The organism is Caballeronia sp. LP006, from assembly GCF_031450995.1.
In the GTDB taxonomy this organism is placed as follows: domain Bacteria; phylum Pseudomonadota; class Gammaproteobacteria; order Burkholderiales; family Burkholderiaceae; genus Caballeronia.
On sequence record NZ_JARTVW010000002.1, the window covers coordinates 813,747 to 830,142 of the forward strand.

The following is a 16,396-nucleotide window of genomic DNA, read 5'->3' on the forward strand; positions in this document are numbered from 1 at the left end:
ACACGCTCATGGCGTATCCGTTCGCCATCGATCGAAGCAGTTCATAGACGTACCGAGATCAGATTTGCAGGCCACGTTCACGGGCATCTGGCATCGCGCCACACGCCTCGGACACGCTCGCCACTACTCAAGGAGACGATGATGTTCCGTCGAGCCACCACACGCGTGCTGTTGCTGCTTTGCGCGATGTATTTCATCACCTATATCGACCGTGTCAATGTAAGCACCGCGGCAAGCCAGTTCGGCGCCGAACTGGGCTTGTCGCACACGCAGGTAGGCTTCGTGTTTTCGGCATTCGCCTATCCGTATCTCGTGTTTCAGATCATCGGCGGATGGGTGGGCGACCGCTTCGGTCCGCGCCGCACGCTCACGCTCTGCGCGATCATCTGGGCGGGAGCGACAGTGCTCACCGGCTTGTCCGGCGGCTTTCTTTCGCTGATCGTCGCGCGCGTGCTGCTCGGCCTCGGCGAAGGCGCGACCTTTCCCACCGCAACGCGTGCCATGTCCAACTGGATGCCGGCCGATCAGCGCGGGTTTGCACAAGGTATTACGCATGCAGCATCACGCATTGGTAATGCAGTCGCGCCGCCATTGATCGTGTGGCTCATGGTCGCGACCAGCTGGCGTGGCGCGTTCATCATCACGGGGATCATCAGCTTCATCTGGGCGCTCGTGTGGGTCTTCTACTTCCGCGATAATCCGCGCGATCATCCGCGTATCACCGAAGGGGAGTGTGCGACGCTTTCGAGCTATTCCGGCGTGAAACAGCGCTCGCCGGTGCCGTGGCGCATTTTGCTCGGCCGCATGGCACCCGTGACCGCCGTCTACTTTTGCTATGGATGGGTGCTCTGGCTCTTCCTTGGCTGGATTCCGCAATACTTCCTGCACAGCTATCACATGCAACTCGGCAAGTCGGCGCTATTCGCGTCAGGCGTGTTCTTCGCGGGCGTGCTGGGCGACTGGCTCGGCGGCTCTCTCACGGACCGTATCCTTCGCAAGAGCGGCAACGTGCGCATGGCTCGTAACGTGATGGTCGGCGTCTGCATGCTGCTCACGCTTCTTTCGCTTGCGCCGATCATGCTCGTGTCCGACATCTCGATCACGCTTGCCGCGGTCTGCCTCTCGGCCGGCTTCTTCTTCAATGAGATGACGATCGGTCCAATGTGGTCCGTGCCAATGGACATCGCTCCGAAGCACTCGGGAACGGCATCCGGCATTATGAATTCAGGTTCGGCGCTCGCGGCGATCATCAGTCCGGTGGTGGGCGGCTGGCTGATCGACCGCACCGGCAACTGGAATCTGCCTTTCACCGTGTCGATGATTCTGATGGCGGCGGGCATCATCCTCTCGTTCACGATGCGTCCGGACCGAGCGCTCGAAGTCGACGAGGAGAAGCCGGGCACAACACCGGCGCGAAAGTACGTTTGAGCGCGCCGGGCCGACCTTGTAAGTGAAACCTGGTGCCGTGCGCATTCACGGTGGCCGGGTTTCGCGTTTGCGTGTTTCGAAGCGGCAGAAGGCGGGTGTGTACTGCTTGCATGCAATATGCAAAGCACCGTCGGGCGCTATCATGCATTTTGTCTACCAATCCGGCCGATCACCGCATGACGTTCGCTCCTCCTCCCGCTGCCCGTCCGGGCGATACGCTCGACGCCGTTGCCACGCCGTCGTTGCTTCTCGACCTGGATGCTTTCGACGTCAATCTCGCCGCCATGGCGGCGTTTGCAAAACAGAAGGGTGTCGCGCTCCGACCGCATGCGAAGGCGCATAAATCGAGCGTCATTGCCCGCAAGCAGATCGAGGCGGGTGCCGTTGGCGTATGCTGCCAGAAGCTCTCCGAGGCTTATCCCTTCGCGGCGGCGGGCGTTCGAAGCATTCATATCAGCAACGAATTCGTGGGCGCCGACAAACTGGCGATGGCAGTGGAACTCGCCGCGCATGTACGGCTTTCCGTTTGCGTCGACGCGTTGCCGCAAGTCGCAGCGCTCGGCGATGCCGCCGCACGCGCGGGCGTCGAGATCGACGTGCTGCCGGACGTCGATGCAGGCCAGCATCGGTGCGGCGTCACCAATGAAGATGCCCTTCTCGCGCTCGTCGACGCGATTCATGCGCAAGCCGCGCTGTGCTTCACTGGCATTCAGGCATACCACGGCGGCGCTCAGCACATTGTGCAGTGGAGCGCCCGCAAGGAAGAAGCGCAGCGCGCCGCCGAGCGCACGGCAGCCTATGTTCATGCCATCGAAGCGCGCGGAATCGCATGCGGCATCGTGACCGGCGGAGGCACCGGTACAGTCGAATTCGACGCGGCCAGCGGTGTCTATACCGAAGTGCAGCCCGGTTCCTACCTCTTCATCGACGGGGATTATGGGCGCCTCGCTTGGGACGGCGCACTTCGCTGGCGGCATGCGTTATTCATTTTGTCGACCATCATGAGCGCGACGCGGCCCGGCATGGCTGTCTGCGATGTCGGCCTGAAGGGGCTGGCGGTCGATTCCGGCTTACCGCGCAGCGTGCGTTGGTTGCATGCATCGGACGATGCACCCGCTTTGGCATACACATCGGCCAACGACGAGCACGGCATGCTGGAAGCCGGCACGACTGTGAACATAAGCGATGCTATCGGCGCGCGTCTGCTTCTGCCGCCCGGCCATTGCGATCCCACCGTGAACCTCTACGATCAATACGTGTGCTATCGCGGTGATCGCGTCGTCGACCTGTGGCCGGTGGATGCCCGCGGTCTTTCGCGCTAAGCCGGCGCGGACGGCGCGGCGGGATAGATGGCCGAGATCAACGCATCGACATCCGACACGATCAGCTTGATGACGAACTGCGCGACATCGTGCGAGCCTTCGCTTCTCATGCACGCGTCCTTCAGCGATTCCAACGTTGCACGCACGTGGTCGAGTTCGGCGTCATCCCGATGCACGTTGCCGAGCACTTGCGCGAGCTTGTCGAAGAGGGTCTGCAGCGCCGCAGCGCTTTCTTGCAGATGATCGCTTCGTGCCGCTTGCGGGTCACGCGAGACTGCCTTGGCAAGAAAGAGGGTGTCGCTGTGCAATCGCCGCAGAAAGGGCGCGGCCTTGTCGATGGCATCCGCGCGGCGGCTTTGCAGGGGCACGATGATGTGCTCGCGCTCCGCTTCCTCGAGGGCATCGTCGAGCGCTTGCTGCGCCTGAGCGCTCTTCTTTTCGAGCTGCGCCGCTCGGGCTTCATGGTCGTCTGCGTCGTCGGAGAGATGCAAGGCGACTAACTGGCCAAGACACTTCAGCGTGTCGGCCACGCAGCGATGCGCGGTCGTAAGCGAGCGGTTCGGCAAGATAGCCGCGACGATGAACGCGGACGCCGCGCCGATGAGAATCTCCAGCACGCGATGCAGCGGCCGCTGAAACAAGGGCCCGCCGCCTGTCGGAATCAGCACGACAATGACAAGCGTGATGCATGCAAGCCGCAACGCGGGCCGCGCCGCAGCAAGCGCGGCGAGCGGCACGAGTTCGATGGCGAATACGGCAAGCGGCGCGGCGCCATGCTCGATGGCGATGAGCCCAATTACCCCCGCCACCGCGCCGATGCAAGCGCCGACGATCTGATCGCGCGCGGCTCCCAGCGCCTGCGTGAGGCTGGGCTGAGTGACCACGACGAGCGTGGTGATGAGCGCCCAATAACCTTCGGGAAGCGCGATAAGTTTTGCGGCGCCGTAACTAATCGCGCAGCCCAGGAGCGTACGTGCAAGCCGGCGCCCCTCGGGGACGCTGAACATGCCGCGAGGTCCGCGACGGATGAAGGTCAACGCGTTCATGCGGTCCCTGGACGACGATATTTTGTATGCATTATGCCAATGGAGCGCGACTGGTCGATTGATCTCGAGAGAGGATTCGAGCGCGTCAGCCGCCGCTCGCTGCGCTATTTTCGTGGACAGCCCGGTTCCGGCCTGCGCGCTTCGCACGGTAGAGCGCCGCATCCGCGTTGTTCAGCAACTTGAGCGCGTCATCGCTATGGCGCGGATGGGCCGTCGCGCAGCCAATGCTCACGGTAAGGAAGCCTCTCGGCGAACCGCTGTTCGGAATCTCGAGCGCTTCGACCATCATCCGCAGACGTTCAGCAAAGGTCACCGCGCCTTCCTCCGCTGCTGAAGGCAGCACGATCACGAATTCCTCACCGCCGTAGCGCGCGACGATATCGCCCGGTCGCTTGACTGAATGCTGTATGCAATCGGCCACGGCGACGAGCGCATCGTCGCCCATCGCATGACCGTAGGTGTCGTTGTAGAGCTTGAAGTGGTCGACATCGACGAACAATGCGGAAAGCGGCTGATCCGCCCGCCGCGCACGTCGCCATTCCTCGTCGAGACGGCGATCCAACGCACGCCGGTTAGCGAGACCGGTGAGTGAATCGGTCCCTGCGAGCCTTTGCAACTTTTCCTGAGCGATGGCGCGCGAACGCAGCGAGATTGCAAGCAGCCACGACAGAACGATGAAGCCAGCGCCGAACATGAGAGTCAGGCCGCCGATCATCGTGCTGCGTTCGCGCCAGCCTTGAAGTACATCATCTTCCGCAGGCGCGACCGCTGCGATGAGTTGCGTGCCCGGCACATGCGCAAAGGTATAGATGCGGCGCACGCCGTCCAGGGGCGAAGTCGAAATATAAGAGCCGTTGAGTTGATCCGTCATCGACGAAAAGGTAGGCGAGCGAACCACGGTGCTGGAGGCGCCAGCGGGCAAGGGAGGCTTGCGGGCAAGCATCAGGCCGTCTGGCTGCACGATGAAAACGGAGCCCGCTCGGCCGACATTGACGCGCGAGAGTAATGCCTTGAGATAGTCGATATTGAGCGCGATCACCGCCACGCCCGCAAACGAGCCATCCGGTGCGTTAATGCGGCGGCTTAGCGCGAGCGAATATGCGCCGTTGCGCAAGCGCGATTGATACGGCTTTGAAATATAGAGCCCGACGTCGGCTCTTGCTGCGTGCGCCGTGAAATAGTCGCGGTCTTTAAAGCGCAATTCGTTAGGAACGGATGCATCGCGCTCGACTACGATACGTCCTTGCCCGTCCATCACGAATGCGCCGCCTATGTAATTCGTTGCGGTTGCGCCATCGAATAGGACGAGCTTGCGCAAGTCGTCGGACAAGGCCATCACGGCCGGATTTTCCATTCCACTTACGATGGTGCGCAACGAAAGATCGATGGATTCGATATTGCGTGAAATATCGGCAGTGAGCGTCGCAACAACATTGGCGGACGCCTCATGTGCGTTCTGCAACGCCTGCGCACGGCCTTGCCAAAGCGCGGCAAAGGAAAGCACCGCCATGGAAATAGCGATAGCCGTGCCGATTAGGCCGGCAAGCAAGGGAAAGCGCGAGAAGGCATCTGCCACGCGCATCGTGGCGGTGCTATTGCGTCGGACTAGCCGACGCCGGACCACACGGCCCGTTTTGCGCACGACGTCGAATCTCGGGGACATTCATCTCTCCGCGTGAGACACGCTTCGCTCAGGCGACGCCATTAGCACGACGCTGCAAGCGTGAAACTTTCGAAAACCCCACAAAAACAGGGTTCAAATGCGCGCTTGGAGAGCGGCGCGCTCGTCAACAGGATTGTAATCGGAAGAAGAAATTCGCTTAAGCTTTACCGCCGCGCTTAATGACGCGCTTGCGAATCTCTGAATCGAGTATGAGCCTGCCGCGAATTTTGCCCTTCATGCGTTTGACGTAGCGCGGCGCTTCCGTCATGTGTATCACCATCAGTTCGCGTACTTTTTCAGCGTCGCGCGCACGTGCTGCTTCGGTGATGGCCTTGTGAATCTTGACGTTTGCACGGCCGAAACGTTCGTGCTCCGCTTGCGGTGTATCGTTTCGAAATTCGATCAGTTGCCGGATCATCTCGTTGATCAGCTCGCAGCTAAACCGCAAGAACGGATTGGGATTGGCCGCAGCGAGAATGTCGTGGAAATTCACGTCTTCCTGACGTTGCCTGACAATATCCCGGCTCTCGTGCGCGCAAGCGGGTTCGTCGCAACTCGATATATTTTCTTCGAGCGCGGCCAAATCCTCTTCCGTCAAATGCGGCACTGCCCCTGCAGCAAGTTCGGGTTCGAGTAACTGACGCACCGTATAGATGTCGTCGATGCTTACGTCCTTGAAGAACAAATAATTTTGCAAGAGCTGAAGGGTTCTATCTAGCGGCACTTCAACGATGGTGCCGCCGCCCGAAGGACCGGTCGTGACCTTGATAAGCCCTTGCACTTCCAGAGACTTGAGCGCTTCGCGAATCGTGCTCTTGCTAACGGAAAACAACTGCTGCAACTCGACTTCGCGCGGCAGCTTGTCGCCCGGCTTGAGATCTTTTTCCGTAATGAGCCGTTTGATTTCCTCAGCGACGAGGTCTGCGCGCTTGGGCTGCTTGATGGGCTTGGCAAGCGGCTGCCTTGAGACTTCCTGTTGAGTCGGGTCGACTCCGGCCGCCGCGCTGGCGCGCTTAGCACGGTCCATCACCATATCGATGCTCCTTTACACACCCCGGAATATTGCCTTATTGACACCCGAATTTATTGTACCTAGCATCGGATTCGTTCTATTTATCATGATAAATAGGATGAAGCTAAACCGACGCATGAACGTACCACGAAAAAAACGCAAGGTGGCCGCGCAGGTCTTCTTCTCAAGGAGCGTCAATTTTGAATCGCCGAAATATGTTGAAGCTGGCCGCGCTGTCGGCCGTTCCCGGATCGTTTGAGGCGCTCATGTCGCGCAGCGCGCTCGCTCAAGGTTCGCCGATTCAGTTTGCCTGCCCGGTGCCGATGTCCGGACCCTTTGCGGCAAACGGCAAATACGCCGATCTCGGCATGAAGCTCGCGATCGAACAGTATGGCAAGGTGCTCGGTCAGCCGCTCGCATATACCACGCTCGATACCGAAGGCAAGCCCGCGACCGCGGTGCGTCGCGTTCAGGAAATAGCCCAACAGAAAAACGCGCGCTATTTTGCAGGCGGCATTCTTTCGTCCGAAGCGCTTGCAATGGGTAAGGAAGTGGAGAAGGCCGGCGGCGTTTTCATCACTACGGCGGGCGCCGACGAGCTCACGGGGAAAGACTGCAATAGCGCGACGTTTCGGTGGTCGGTGCCGACCTTCGGCGCGATAGAGCAGACGGTTCGACCGCTCATTCAGACGTTCCCCAAGGCCAAGCGTTGGTACACCATCACGCCGCAATACGTCTTTGGCGATGGTCTTTTATCCGCTGCTAAAGCCATCTTCAAGGAAAAGGGCATCGAGCATGTGGGCAACAGCTATCACTCGCTAAACGAAAAAGAATTCAGCGGATATCTGACCAACGCTGTCGCGGCCAAGCCGGACGTCCTGCTTATTCTGAACTTTGGCTCACAGTCGTCGGATACGTTGCGACAAGCCGTGAGCTTCGGCATGAAGAACAACTGCACGATTCTCATGGCCTGGGCGTCCGGTCTGGAGCAGTTCGAAGCGCTCGGTCCGGACATCTGCGAAGGGGTGTATTTCGGCGCGCAGTACTGGCACGCAATTGATTCCCCGCTCAATCAGGATCTCGTCAAGCGCGCCAATGCGGCCTTCAAGGCGAATCCGAACTACAGTCTTGCGGGATCGTATATCTGTACCAAGATTTTGCTGGACGGCATCGTCAAGGCAGGTACGGCAGACCCCAAGAAAGTCATCGCGACGCTGGAAGGAATGAAGTATTCAGGTCTGACGGGCCCTGAGGAAATCCGCGCAGGCGACCATCAGGTGCTCAAGAATTATTATTTGCTCAAGGGTAAGCCCAAGAGCAAGATGAAAGACAAGGACGACTACGCCGATATCGTCAGTTCAGGACAATCGTTCCTTCCGCTCGACAAGACGCAATGCAAGATGGCTTGACAATGCTTAGGCACAAGCTGGAAGCGAATGCGCTTGAAGCGCGTTCGCGCCGTTTCTCTTTTGAGCCAAGGCCATGAACGTTTATCTGTTGCAGGTCGTGAACGGCATCGGCGTGGGGATGCTGTATTTTCTGCTTGCGGTCGGCTTGTCGATCGTATTCGGGCTCCTGCGCTTCGTGAATTTCGCGCACGGCGCGTTCTACCTTCTTGGTGCGTATTTCTGTTATCAGGCGATGCAGTGGTCAATGAGCTTCTGGATGGCGCTCATCGTCGTGCCGGTTGTAGTAGGCGTGCTTGCGTGGATAGTAGAAAAGATCGTACTGCGGCACGTCTATGCGCAGCAGCACGAGTTTCATATTCTCGCGACAGTGGGCCTCGCACTCGTGCTGCAGGAGTGCGCAATCATCCTATGGGGACCGCTCGGCGACAACGTAGCGGTGCCGGATGTGCTGAATGGCGTCGTGATCTGGGGCAGCTTCGTCTATCCGAAATACCGCCTGTTCGTGATCGGATTCACGGCTGTGCTCGCGGCCATTCTCTGGTGGGTACTCGAAGGCACGCGGCTCGGTAGCGCCGTTCGCGCGGGCAGTGAATCCAGCGAGATGGTGTCCTTGCTCGGTATCAATGTGACGCGCGTCTTCAGTCTCGTGTTCGCGCTCGGCGCGGGCACGGCAGCGCTTGCAGGCGTCCTTGCCGCACCCATACGCGGCGTCGATCCATTCATGGGTATCGAAGCTTTGGGCGTGGCCTTCGTGGTCGTCGTGGTGGGCGGCATGGGTAATTTCCTTGGCGCGCTTGTTGGCGGCTTGTTGGTCGGTATTGTTCAAAGCGTGATGAGCACGTTATGGCCCGAAGGCGCGCGGCTCATGATCTATGTCGCGATGGCCGCTGTCCTATTGCTGCGTCCGAATGGATTGCTCGGGAGGGCAGTGTGATTTCCAGACAGGATTCGAACGCGCTGGACGTCGACGCGCCGCAAAGCTCGTCGCCCCGGCAAGCGCTTCATCGCTATCGCTTCTTGCTCCTTGCCTTATTGGTCGTTTGCATATTGCCCATGACGATACGTTCGGGTTCGCTTGCGACCGAAGTACTTGTCTACGCGCTTGCGGCCTTGGGGTGCAATCTGCTCCTGGGACACACAGGGTTGCTCTCTTTTGGACAAGGCATTTTCTTTGGACTAGGCAGCTATAGCGCGGGTCTCATCCTGACGAAATTCGGTCTACAGGCTCCCGTCGCCTTATTAGGGGCGGTGCTTGCCGGAGCGGTTGCCGCAGCCATCGTCGGATGGTTTTCCATCCGTCAGCGCGGTGCCTATTTCGTGATGTTGACGCTCGCATTCGGCCAGATGTTTTACTTTCTCGCCTACACGACGCCCGATCTAACTGGCGGTGACAACGGTCTTCTCGATATCCCCCGTCCCGCTTTGTCCATCTTCGGCAAGACGCTCTTTTCGATAACCTCACCCTGGCAGTATTACGCGTTCGTGGCGGTGCTTTTCTTGCTCGCATTCTGGCTGATGATGCGTGTCTCGCATTCGATATTCGGTCGCACATTGCGGGCTATTCGCGACAACGAAGCCCGAGCGGCCGCGGTTGGGTACGACGTCAGGCGCTTCAAGCTCGCGGCCTTTGTCATCTCCGGTGCGGTCACGGGTTTGGCGGGCGCGCTGCACGCCATGATGACCGGTATCGCGCCGCTGTCTAACATCGACTATCACACGAGCGAGATGATTCTCGTGATGACGGTGATCGGCGGTACGGGCAATCTGTTCTCATCGGTTCTCGGTGCGGCCTTCTATGTGCTGTTCGCTGATTGGTTGAGCACGCTTTGGCCGCGCTGGCTGCTCCTGCTTGGGCTCGTGTTGATCGCTGTAAGTCTTTTCATGCAGCGTGGCTTGTGGGGCCTTGGCGAACGCGTCTGGCGCGCCGTCAGGCGCAATCAGGGAGAGGCAACATGAGCACGGCCCTTCTCGAAGCAAGGAATGTCGTCAAGCGTTATGGGAAATTCGCCGCCTTGACCGAGGTGAACTTGCGTATAGCGAGCCATACGGTCCATTCGGTCATCGGTCCGAATGGCGCGGGCAAGACAACGCTATTCCACGTGCTCACGGGCACCGTGCCCATCACGGCAGGCAATATCATGTTCGACGGACACGATGTCACACATGAGCCCGATCATCGGCGCGTGAAGCGTGGCATCGCGCGATCGTTCCAGGTAACGAGTCTCTTCGCCAATCTGACCGTGCGCGAAAATCTTCGCCTCGCGGCTCAAGGCGTGGACGCAAAGCGCGCGCTCAATGCGTGGACGCCGCCGCGTGGTGCGCTTGAGCATCGCGAGACAGTGGATGCCGTGCTTGAGCGCCTTTCTTTGCAACGTTTCGCGTCGACGTTCGCAAGCGCGCTTTCGCATAGTCAGCAGCGGCGTCTTGAAGTAGGCATGGCGCTCGCGGCTCGTCCTAAGGCAATTTTCCTCGATGAGCCGACTTCCGGGATGGGAATCGACGATCTCGACGACATGAAGCAACTGATCCGCAGTTTGCGCGACGACTATACCGTCGTTCTCATCGAGCACAACATGGATATCGTGATGGATATCTCCGACACGATCACGGTCATGCAGCAGGGGCGTGTCCTGGTCGAAGGCAAGCCTGCCGATATTCGCGGCGACGAGCGCGTGCGTACCGCATATCTCGGCAACATGATTACCGGAGGCCGTGCCTGATGCTCGAAGCACAGAATATCCACGGATACTATGGGAAAAGTCACGTCTTGCAAGGCGTGACGCTTAGTGTTCGGGACGGCGAGACTGTCACTTTGCTTGGCCGCAATGGCGCGGGAAAGTCGACGACGTTAAAGAGTATTGCCGGCGTCGTAACCCCGCAACAGGGCAGTGTGAAGTTCAAAGGCATTGAAGTAGCGAAAATGCAGCCGCACAAGATTGCCGCGCGCGGGATATGTTTTGTTCCGGAGCATCGCGGTATCTTCAAGCTGCTTTCAGTGGAAGAGAATCTTCGTCTTGGCGCCCGTAAGCAATCGCCTTGGCAGTTGACGGACATCTATCGCATCTTTCCTCGTCTGAAGGAACGCCGCACCAATGGCGGTGGTCAACTGTCGGGTGGTGAGCAGCAGATGCTGGCGATCGGCCGTGCGCTCATGAATCATCCGCGGCTTCTGATGCTCGATGAACCCGTCGAAGGCCTTGCCCCCGTGATCGTCGAAGAAATCGTGGCGCAACTCAAGCTGATTCGGGAAGCGGGCGTGGCAATCCTGCTGGTCGAACAGAATCTCGAGGTCTGTACTCAGCTTGCGGATCGACATTACATCATCGAGCAAGGCCGTATCGTGTACGAAGCCAGCAACGACGTCTTCATTGCCGACGACTCCGTCAAAGACCGCTATCTAGGTGTCGGCGTCGTTTGAGTTCATCGAAGGCTGACAATTTTCATCTGCAACTATCGAAGGAATTCCGATGCAAGTGCTCGATCTGCCAGCGCATGCTGGCTTGCGCGTCGACGGCGCGCGACTTTGGAACAGCCTGATGGAACTCGCGCGCATCGGCGCGACGCATAAAGGTGGCGTGTGTCGCCTGGCGCTAACCGAACTCGACAAGAAAGGGCGCGATCTTTTCGTCGCTTGGGCGAAGGGAGTTGGATGTACGGTGCGCATCGATGCAATCGGCAACATCTTCGCGCGTCGTGCGGGCTTGCGTGACGACCTGCCTCCCGTTATGACCGGCAGTCATATCGACACACAACCGACAGGCGGAAAGTTCGATGGCAACTATGGCGTACTCGCCGGCCTCGAAGTCCTGCGCACCCTGAACGACAACGATGTACGCACTGTCGCGCCGCTCGAAGTCGCGGTCTGGACCAATGAGGAAGGGTCGCGCTTCGTTCCAGTCATGATGGGCTCAGGCGTCTTTGCTGGCGCGTTCACGCTCGATTACGCGCTGATGCAAAAGGATCGCGAAGGCATCTCCGTGCGCGATGCGCTCGCGTCGATCGGTTATGAGGGTGAACACGTCGCGGCGCATCGCGTCGGTGCTTATTTCGAAGCGCATATCGAGCAAGGGCCAGTGCTCGAAGCGAATGACAAAGTAATTGGCGTGGTGCAGGGAGCGCTCGGTCAACGATGGTACGACGTGACCATTGAGGGGATGGAGGCGCATGCAGGACCTACGCCGATGGAACTGCGCCGTGACGCGTTGCTCGTGGCAGCCGATCTTATCCGCGAGGTCAATCGCATTGCGATCTCGCATGCTCCGCATGGACGCGGTACGGTCGGTTGGGTGGACGTGCATCCGAATTCGCGCAATGTGATCCCGGGCCGTGTGAAGCTAACCGTCGACTTCCGCGCTGCCGACGACGCCACGCTCGATGAGATGGATGCCGCCCTGCGTGACATGTGCGCCAAGTCGTCGTTGCCTGTGGCAGTAGACGAAGTGGTCTACTTTGCACCGCAACCGTTCGATGCATCGCTGGTCGATTCGGTGCGTGACAGCGCCAATGCACTAGCTTATACGTCGATGGATGCGGTAAGCGGCGCAGGTCACGATGCGGTGTACCTTGCGCGCGTCGCGCCCGCTGCCATGATCTTCGTGCCTTGCAAGGATGGCATCAGCCACAATGAAATAGAGGATGCGCAGGCCGATCATCTCGAAGCAGGCTGTAACGTGCTGCTTCAAGTCATGCTGCGTGCCGCAAATGCACCGGCTCAAGAAGGAGCGCAAGCATGAAAATTCTGATCGCCCGGATGAATCATGAGACCAATACTTTCTCGCCTGTGGCGACACCGCTCGAAGCATTCGGTCGCGACGGCCCTTGCTATAACGAAGCCGCATATCAGGAAAACGCGGGTATGCGCACCGCGATGTCTGCTTTCATCGACGCCGCCGAACGCCTAAAGGCGGAGATCGTCACGCCTATCTCCGCATCGGCGAATCCTAGCGGCCCGGTCGCCGCAGCAGCTTACGACGCGATATGCGCATCTATCGTCCAAGCCGCGCAAGGATGCGACGCAGTGATGCTCGACCTGCACGGCGCCATGGTTGCGGAAAATTCGCCGGACGGCGAAGGCGATTTGCTCGAACGCGTACGCAAGGCGGTGCCGCACGCGCCCATTGCGGTCTCGCTCGATCTGCACGCGAACGTCACGCAGAAGATCATCGACAATGCAAATGTGATCGTGAGTTTCAAGACCTATCCGCACGTGGATATGTATGAAAGCGGCGAGCACGCGGCCCGCCTGCTTTTCAATCTCATCGATGAAAAGGTGACCCCTGTCATCGCGTGGGCCCAACCGCCGCTCCTCACGCATACGTTGAGAAGCGCGACGGCAAGCGGTGCGATGAAGCGCGCCATCGAAGCGGCACGCGCAGCGGAGGGAGAGGAAGGAGTGCTCGCAGTCTCGGTGCTGTCGGGCTTTTCTCTCGCGGATATCGCGTCGCCTTGCATTAGCGTAGTCGTGGTTACAAATGGCGACATCGACAAAGCGCAAAAAGTCGCGAACCAGATCGCGCAGCAGATCTGGAATGAACGCGAGGCCTTCGTTTATCGCAGCGCACCGCTTGCAGCATCTATCGCGGAAGGCGTGAAGCTGGCGCAAGAAGCCGACAAGCCCGTCTTGCTGCTCGATCACGGCGACAATTGCATGTCGGGCGGCACGTGCGACACCACCGACGCATTCGAAGAAGCCCTTGTACAAGGGCTCGATGGCATCGTCGTCGGCCCGCTATGCGACCCGCAAGCAGTGGCAACCTTATTCGATGCTGGCATCGGCGCGACGGTCACAGTCGGCATAGGCAACAAGCTCCCGAGCGTCGCATCGCGCGGCAAGCCTCCGCTCGAGGTGACAGGCGTGGTGCGTGCCCTGACGAATGGCGAGTACATCATCAGCGGTCCGACTTATACCGGCCAACGCGCTTATATGGGCCGCGCCGCCGTCATCGAGACACCGGCCGCGCGGATTCTTGTCACCGAACGCACGCATGAGCCTTGGGATCTCGGTGTATTCGAGAGCGTCGGTATCGATCCACGCGGCGCGCGCTTTCTTATCCTCAAGTCGCGCATGTATTGCCGGCCGGTGTTCGTGCCGATTGCCGGTGGTCTGGTGGAGTGCGACAGCCGGGGCGTCACGAGCTCGGACTATGAGCTCTTCTCGTTCAGCAATCTCAAGCGGCCGGTTTATCCATTGGATTCGAACGCGACGTTCGACGCTTGAGCGTCATTTCACGAGATTGAGCCGCTTGGTGACGATGGTTCCCGTCTTGCGATCGATGAGCCAGACGGCGTCGACGCGACCATGCAGCGTGGATGTCCTACGCGTGATGTCGGTCGGCTCTTCATCCGTGGGGTCGTTATGTTCGACGCGGTCGATGAGATATGGCGGCTCTAGCGTGCAGATCAGCAGAATCGCAAAGTCGCCGTCGCCGTGCGTCTTATCGAAATCGGCCAGGATTGCACCGCCGCGCACGTTCGTTCTTGCGCGGCCTTCAACGCCAAGCTGTATCACGTCGAAAGTCTGGACGAAGCCCTTGGCCTTGGCCTCGGGCGCCACGACCAGTTTGCGACCGCTCTGGCCCTTCACCGTCTCCTTGAGCAGGATGGCGTCCGGTTGCGTGGGCGCGGCAAGGGAGACGTTCACACTAAGCAGCTTCTTTTTCGTCTGATATCGGACGCCGTAAGACGCTGGAATAACGAATGCAAAAGTGGGATCGGCTTGCGCATTTGCCTGTGCTTGCGCCGCTGTCTGCGTCGCGGATGCGGATTGCGTGGACTTGCGCAAGCGTTGCAGCGGACGGTCCAGAAAGCCGCGCAGGCGGCTAGTAATGGAAGGCGGCTGGCTGGGCGACGGCTTGCCGCTAAGCGCGTCTCTGACGTGTTGAGGATCGTCGCCGGTGAAGTCGGCAGGGAGCGCGTCCGCCGACAAAATGCCCGCACCGCTCGCAACGCCTGCATCGGCCGAAGCACTCCACGCGCAAGGTACATGCAAAATAATGGATACACTTAGCAGCATGCCAGCCGCGCCGATAGCCGTCTTACTCTTTCTCTTCGATAAAAGCACTTCGCTTCCTCTGGCGCACGCGCTGAGTCTGATGAAGCGGCTATCTTAAAATAAAAGCCGCGCAGCTTCACATTCGCGCGGCCGCCGCATGCTCCCGCTCGCTCTTCGCCTTGCGGCTCAACATCAGCGTGATGACCGCCGACATGGCGAGCGTCGCGCCCACGACGTACAGGCCCGCGGCATAGCTACCGGTTGTATTCTTTAGCCAGCCGATGGCGAACGGTCCCACGAAGCCACCCAGGTTGCCGATGGAGTTGATCATCGCAATGCCTGCCGCCGCGCCTGCACCGGAGAGGAACATGCTCGGCATGGCCCAGAGCGGAGCCTTGGCGGCGCTGATGCCCACGTTGACCACGATGAGCGCGAGTACGATAAAGAGCGCCGTCGTCGCCTGACCTGCAAAGAAGAAGCCGACGCAAGCCAGCGCACATGGAATGACCACGTGCCACGTGCGTTCCTGCGTGCGGTCCGAATGCCGGGCCCACAGGATCATCGCGATGACGGCGATCACGCTCGGAATGCCGTTGATGAGCCCCGTCTCCAGCGCGCTGAAACCGTACTGACGGATGATGAGCGGCGCCCACAACCCGAGCGTATAAAGACCCGCCGACGTGCCGAAATAGATGAGCGCTAGCGCCAGCACACGCGGATCGCGTAATGCATTCAAAGCGCCTTCCGTATGCCCCGCATTCGCTTGCTTCGCGTCGGCTTCGCTTTTCAGCCTTGCAATGAGCCATTCGCGCTCTTCGCTCGCGAGCCAATGTGCCTGGGCGGGCGTGTCGGTCAGATATTTGAGGACGACGAAGCCGAGCACGATAGCCGGAATCGCTTCGATGATGTAGAGCAACTGCCAGTCTGCGAGCCCGAAGATCGGCGGCATCTGCATGATCGCGCCAGACAACGGCGAGCCGATGGCGGTCGAGATCGGCGCGGCTGCCATGAACCATGCGGCGGCCACGGCGCGCTGCTTGGCCGGAAACCAGAGGCTGAGATAAAGAATCACGCCGGGGAAGAATCCGGCCTCCGCGACGCCGAGCAGGAAGCGCAGGACGTAGAAGCTCGTCGGACCTGCCACGAATGCGGATGCAACGGAGACGATGCCCCACGTGACCATCACGCGTGCAATCCAGATGCGCGCGCCGACTTTATGCAAAATTAGATTTGACGGAACTTCGAACAGAAAGTAGCCGATGAAAAACAATCCGCCGCCCAGTCCGAAGGCGGTGGGCGAGAGGCCGATGGCCTTGTTCATCGTCATGGCGGCAAAACCGACGTTGACGCGGTCGAGAAAGCTGATGAAGTAAAGCAGCATCACGAACGGAATGATGCGCAATGCCAGCTTGCGATTGACGCGGGCTTCCACGCCGGACTCGGATGGGGTATGCATGTGTCTCCTCCTTGGGAGGCGAGCGGTGCTCTTCTAAGGAACGGTGCGGAAAGACTCAGGCGTTAGGCG

Annotated in this window: 14 protein-coding genes; 9 read left to right on the plus strand and 5 right to left on the minus strand. The window is 59.6% G+C overall.

Features of this window, described 5'->3' with window-relative positions; genetic code table 11:
• The first annotated feature begins 138 nt into the window (after positions 1 to 138).
• Together P9250_RS04365 and P9250_RS04370 are read left to right on the plus strand one after the other, a co-directional pair.
• On the plus strand, positions 139 to 1,428 hold the full coding sequence (locus P9250_RS04365; RefSeq protein ID WP_250510517.1) for an MFS transporter: 1,290 nt from the start codon (positions 139 to 141) through the stop codon (positions 1,426 to 1,428).
• A gap of 176 nt (positions 1,429 to 1,604) precedes the next feature.
• Positions 1,605 to 2,750 carry a DSD1 family PLP-dependent enzyme gene (locus tag P9250_RS04370; RefSeq protein ID WP_310391312.1) on the plus strand — a complete coding sequence of 382 codons (1,146 nt, stop codon included), beginning with the start codon at positions 1,605 to 1,607 and terminating at the stop codon, positions 2,748 to 2,750.
• On the opposite strand, the gene P9250_RS04375 is transcribed toward P9250_RS04370, so the two are convergent.
• The 3 genes from P9250_RS04375 to P9250_RS04385 form a co-directional block, all read right to left on the minus strand.
• On the minus strand, positions 2,747 to 3,757 hold the full coding sequence (locus tag P9250_RS04375) for an FUSC family protein (RefSeq protein ID WP_310391314.1): 1,011 nt from the start codon (positions 3,755 to 3,757) through the stop codon (positions 2,747 to 2,749). The genes P9250_RS04370 and P9250_RS04375 overlap by 4 nt on opposite strands.
• A gap of 124 nt (positions 3,758 to 3,881) precedes the next feature.
• Positions 3,882 to 5,459: a sensor domain-containing diguanylate cyclase gene (locus P9250_RS04380; RefSeq protein WP_310391316.1), complete on the minus strand. Its 1,578-nt coding sequence runs from the start codon at positions 5,457 to 5,459 to the stop codon at positions 3,882 to 3,884.
• Positions 5,460 to 5,616: 157 nt separating this feature from the next.
• Positions 5,617 to 6,492, minus strand: coding sequence for an FCD domain-containing protein (locus P9250_RS04385; RefSeq protein WP_310391318.1), 876 nt, complete (start codon positions 6,490 to 6,492; stop codon positions 5,617 to 5,619).
• 179 nt (positions 6,493 to 6,671) lie between these two features.
• Here P9250_RS04385 and P9250_RS04390 point away from each other — a divergent pair, with 179 nt between their 5' ends.
• The 7 genes from P9250_RS04390 to P9250_RS04420 all read left to right on the plus strand — a co-directional run bounded on the left by P9250_RS04390 (position 6,672) and on the right by P9250_RS04420 (position 14,097).
• A complete protein-coding gene (locus P9250_RS04390; RefSeq protein ID WP_250493982.1) occupies positions 6,672 to 7,880 on the plus strand; it encodes an ABC transporter substrate-binding protein in 1,209 nt (402 codons plus the stop codon).
• Positions 7,881 to 7,953: 73 nt separating this feature from the next.
• Complete coding sequence (locus P9250_RS04395; RefSeq protein ID WP_244831266.1) at positions 7,954 to 8,814, plus strand: branched-chain amino acid ABC transporter permease; 861 nt, start codon at positions 7,954 to 7,956, stop codon at positions 8,812 to 8,814.
• A gap of 23 nt (positions 8,815 to 8,837) precedes the next feature.
• Positions 8,838 to 9,836, plus strand: coding sequence for a branched-chain amino acid ABC transporter permease (locus tag P9250_RS04400; RefSeq protein ID WP_310391435.1), 999 nt, complete (start codon positions 8,838 to 8,840; stop codon positions 9,834 to 9,836).
• A complete protein-coding gene (locus P9250_RS04405; protein WP_310391321.1) occupies positions 9,833 to 10,600 on the plus strand; it encodes an ABC transporter ATP-binding protein in 768 nt (255 codons plus the stop codon). The genes P9250_RS04400 and P9250_RS04405 overlap by 4 nt, the downstream gene beginning before the upstream one ends.
• The gene (locus P9250_RS04410) at positions 10,600 to 11,298 is read left to right on the plus strand and encodes an ABC transporter ATP-binding protein (RefSeq protein WP_409014797.1); all 699 of its coding nucleotides are present in this window, start codon (positions 10,600 to 10,602) and stop codon (positions 11,296 to 11,298) included. Before P9250_RS04405 ends, P9250_RS04410 begins: the two co-directional genes overlap by 1 nt.
• Positions 11,299 to 11,347: 49 nt before the next feature.
• A complete protein-coding gene (locus P9250_RS04415; protein ID WP_310391323.1) occupies positions 11,348 to 12,613 on the plus strand; it encodes a Zn-dependent hydrolase in 1,266 nt (421 codons plus the stop codon).
• The gene (locus P9250_RS04420; protein WP_310391325.1) at positions 12,610 to 14,097 is read left to right on the plus strand and encodes a M81 family metallopeptidase; all 1,488 of its coding nucleotides are present in this window, start codon (positions 12,610 to 12,612) and stop codon (positions 14,095 to 14,097) included. Before P9250_RS04415 ends, P9250_RS04420 begins: the two co-directional genes overlap by 4 nt.
• Before the next feature lie 3 nt (positions 14,098 to 14,100).
• On the opposite strand, the gene P9250_RS04425 is transcribed toward P9250_RS04420, so the two are convergent.
• Together P9250_RS04425 and P9250_RS04430 are read right to left on the minus strand one after the other, a co-directional pair.
• Complete coding sequence (locus tag P9250_RS04425) at positions 14,101 to 14,892, minus strand: hypothetical protein (protein WP_310391327.1); 792 nt, start codon at positions 14,890 to 14,892, stop codon at positions 14,101 to 14,103.
• 115 nt (positions 14,893 to 15,007) lie between these two features.
• Positions 15,008 to 16,327, minus strand: a complete 1,320-nt coding sequence (locus P9250_RS04430; protein ID WP_250467943.1) for an MFS transporter — start codon at positions 16,325 to 16,327, stop codon at positions 15,008 to 15,010.
• Between the last annotated feature and the right edge of the window lie 69 nt (positions 16,328 to 16,396).

What these genes read in the sequence shown, in the direction of transcription:
- P9250_RS04425 (WP_310391327.1), bottom strand. Translation starts at nt 14,892, where the DNA reads ATGCTGCTAAGTGTATCCATTATTTTGCATGTACCTTGCGCGTGGAGT.
- P9250_RS04370 (WP_310391312.1), top strand. Translation starts at nt 1,605, where the DNA reads ATGACGTTCGCTCCTCCTCCCGCTGCCCGTCCGGGCGATACGCTCGAC.
- P9250_RS04380 (WP_310391316.1), bottom strand. Translation starts at nt 5,459, where the DNA reads ATGTCCCCGAGATTCGACGTCGTGCGCAAAACGGGCCGTGTGGTCCGG.
- P9250_RS04420 (WP_310391325.1), top strand. Translation starts at nt 12,610, where the DNA reads ATGAAAATTCTGATCGCCCGGATGAATCATGAGACCAATACTTTCTCG.
- P9250_RS04430 (WP_250467943.1), bottom strand. Translation starts at nt 16,327, where the DNA reads ATGCATACCCCATCCGAGTCCGGCGTGGAAGCCCGCGTCAATCGCAAG.
- P9250_RS04405 (WP_310391321.1), top strand. Translation starts at nt 9,833, where the DNA reads ATGAGCACGGCCCTTCTCGAAGCAAGGAATGTCGTCAAGCGTTATGGG.
- P9250_RS04410 (WP_409014797.1), top strand. Translation starts at nt 10,600, where the DNA reads ATGCTCGAAGCACAGAATATCCACGGATACTATGGGAAAAGTCACGTC.
- P9250_RS04365 (WP_250510517.1), top strand. Translation starts at nt 139, where the DNA reads ATGATGTTCCGTCGAGCCACCACACGCGTGCTGTTGCTGCTTTGCGCG.
- P9250_RS04415 (WP_310391323.1), top strand. Translation starts at nt 11,348, where the DNA reads ATGCAAGTGCTCGATCTGCCAGCGCATGCTGGCTTGCGCGTCGACGGC.
- P9250_RS04375 (WP_310391314.1), bottom strand. Translation starts at nt 3,757, where the DNA reads ATGTTCAGCGTCCCCGAGGGGCGCCGGCTTGCACGTACGCTCCTGGGC.
- P9250_RS04395 (WP_244831266.1), top strand. Translation starts at nt 7,954, where the DNA reads ATGAACGTTTATCTGTTGCAGGTCGTGAACGGCATCGGCGTGGGGATG.
- P9250_RS04385 (WP_310391318.1), bottom strand. Translation starts at nt 6,492, where the DNA reads ATGGTGATGGACCGTGCTAAGCGCGCCAGCGCGGCGGCCGGAGTCGAC.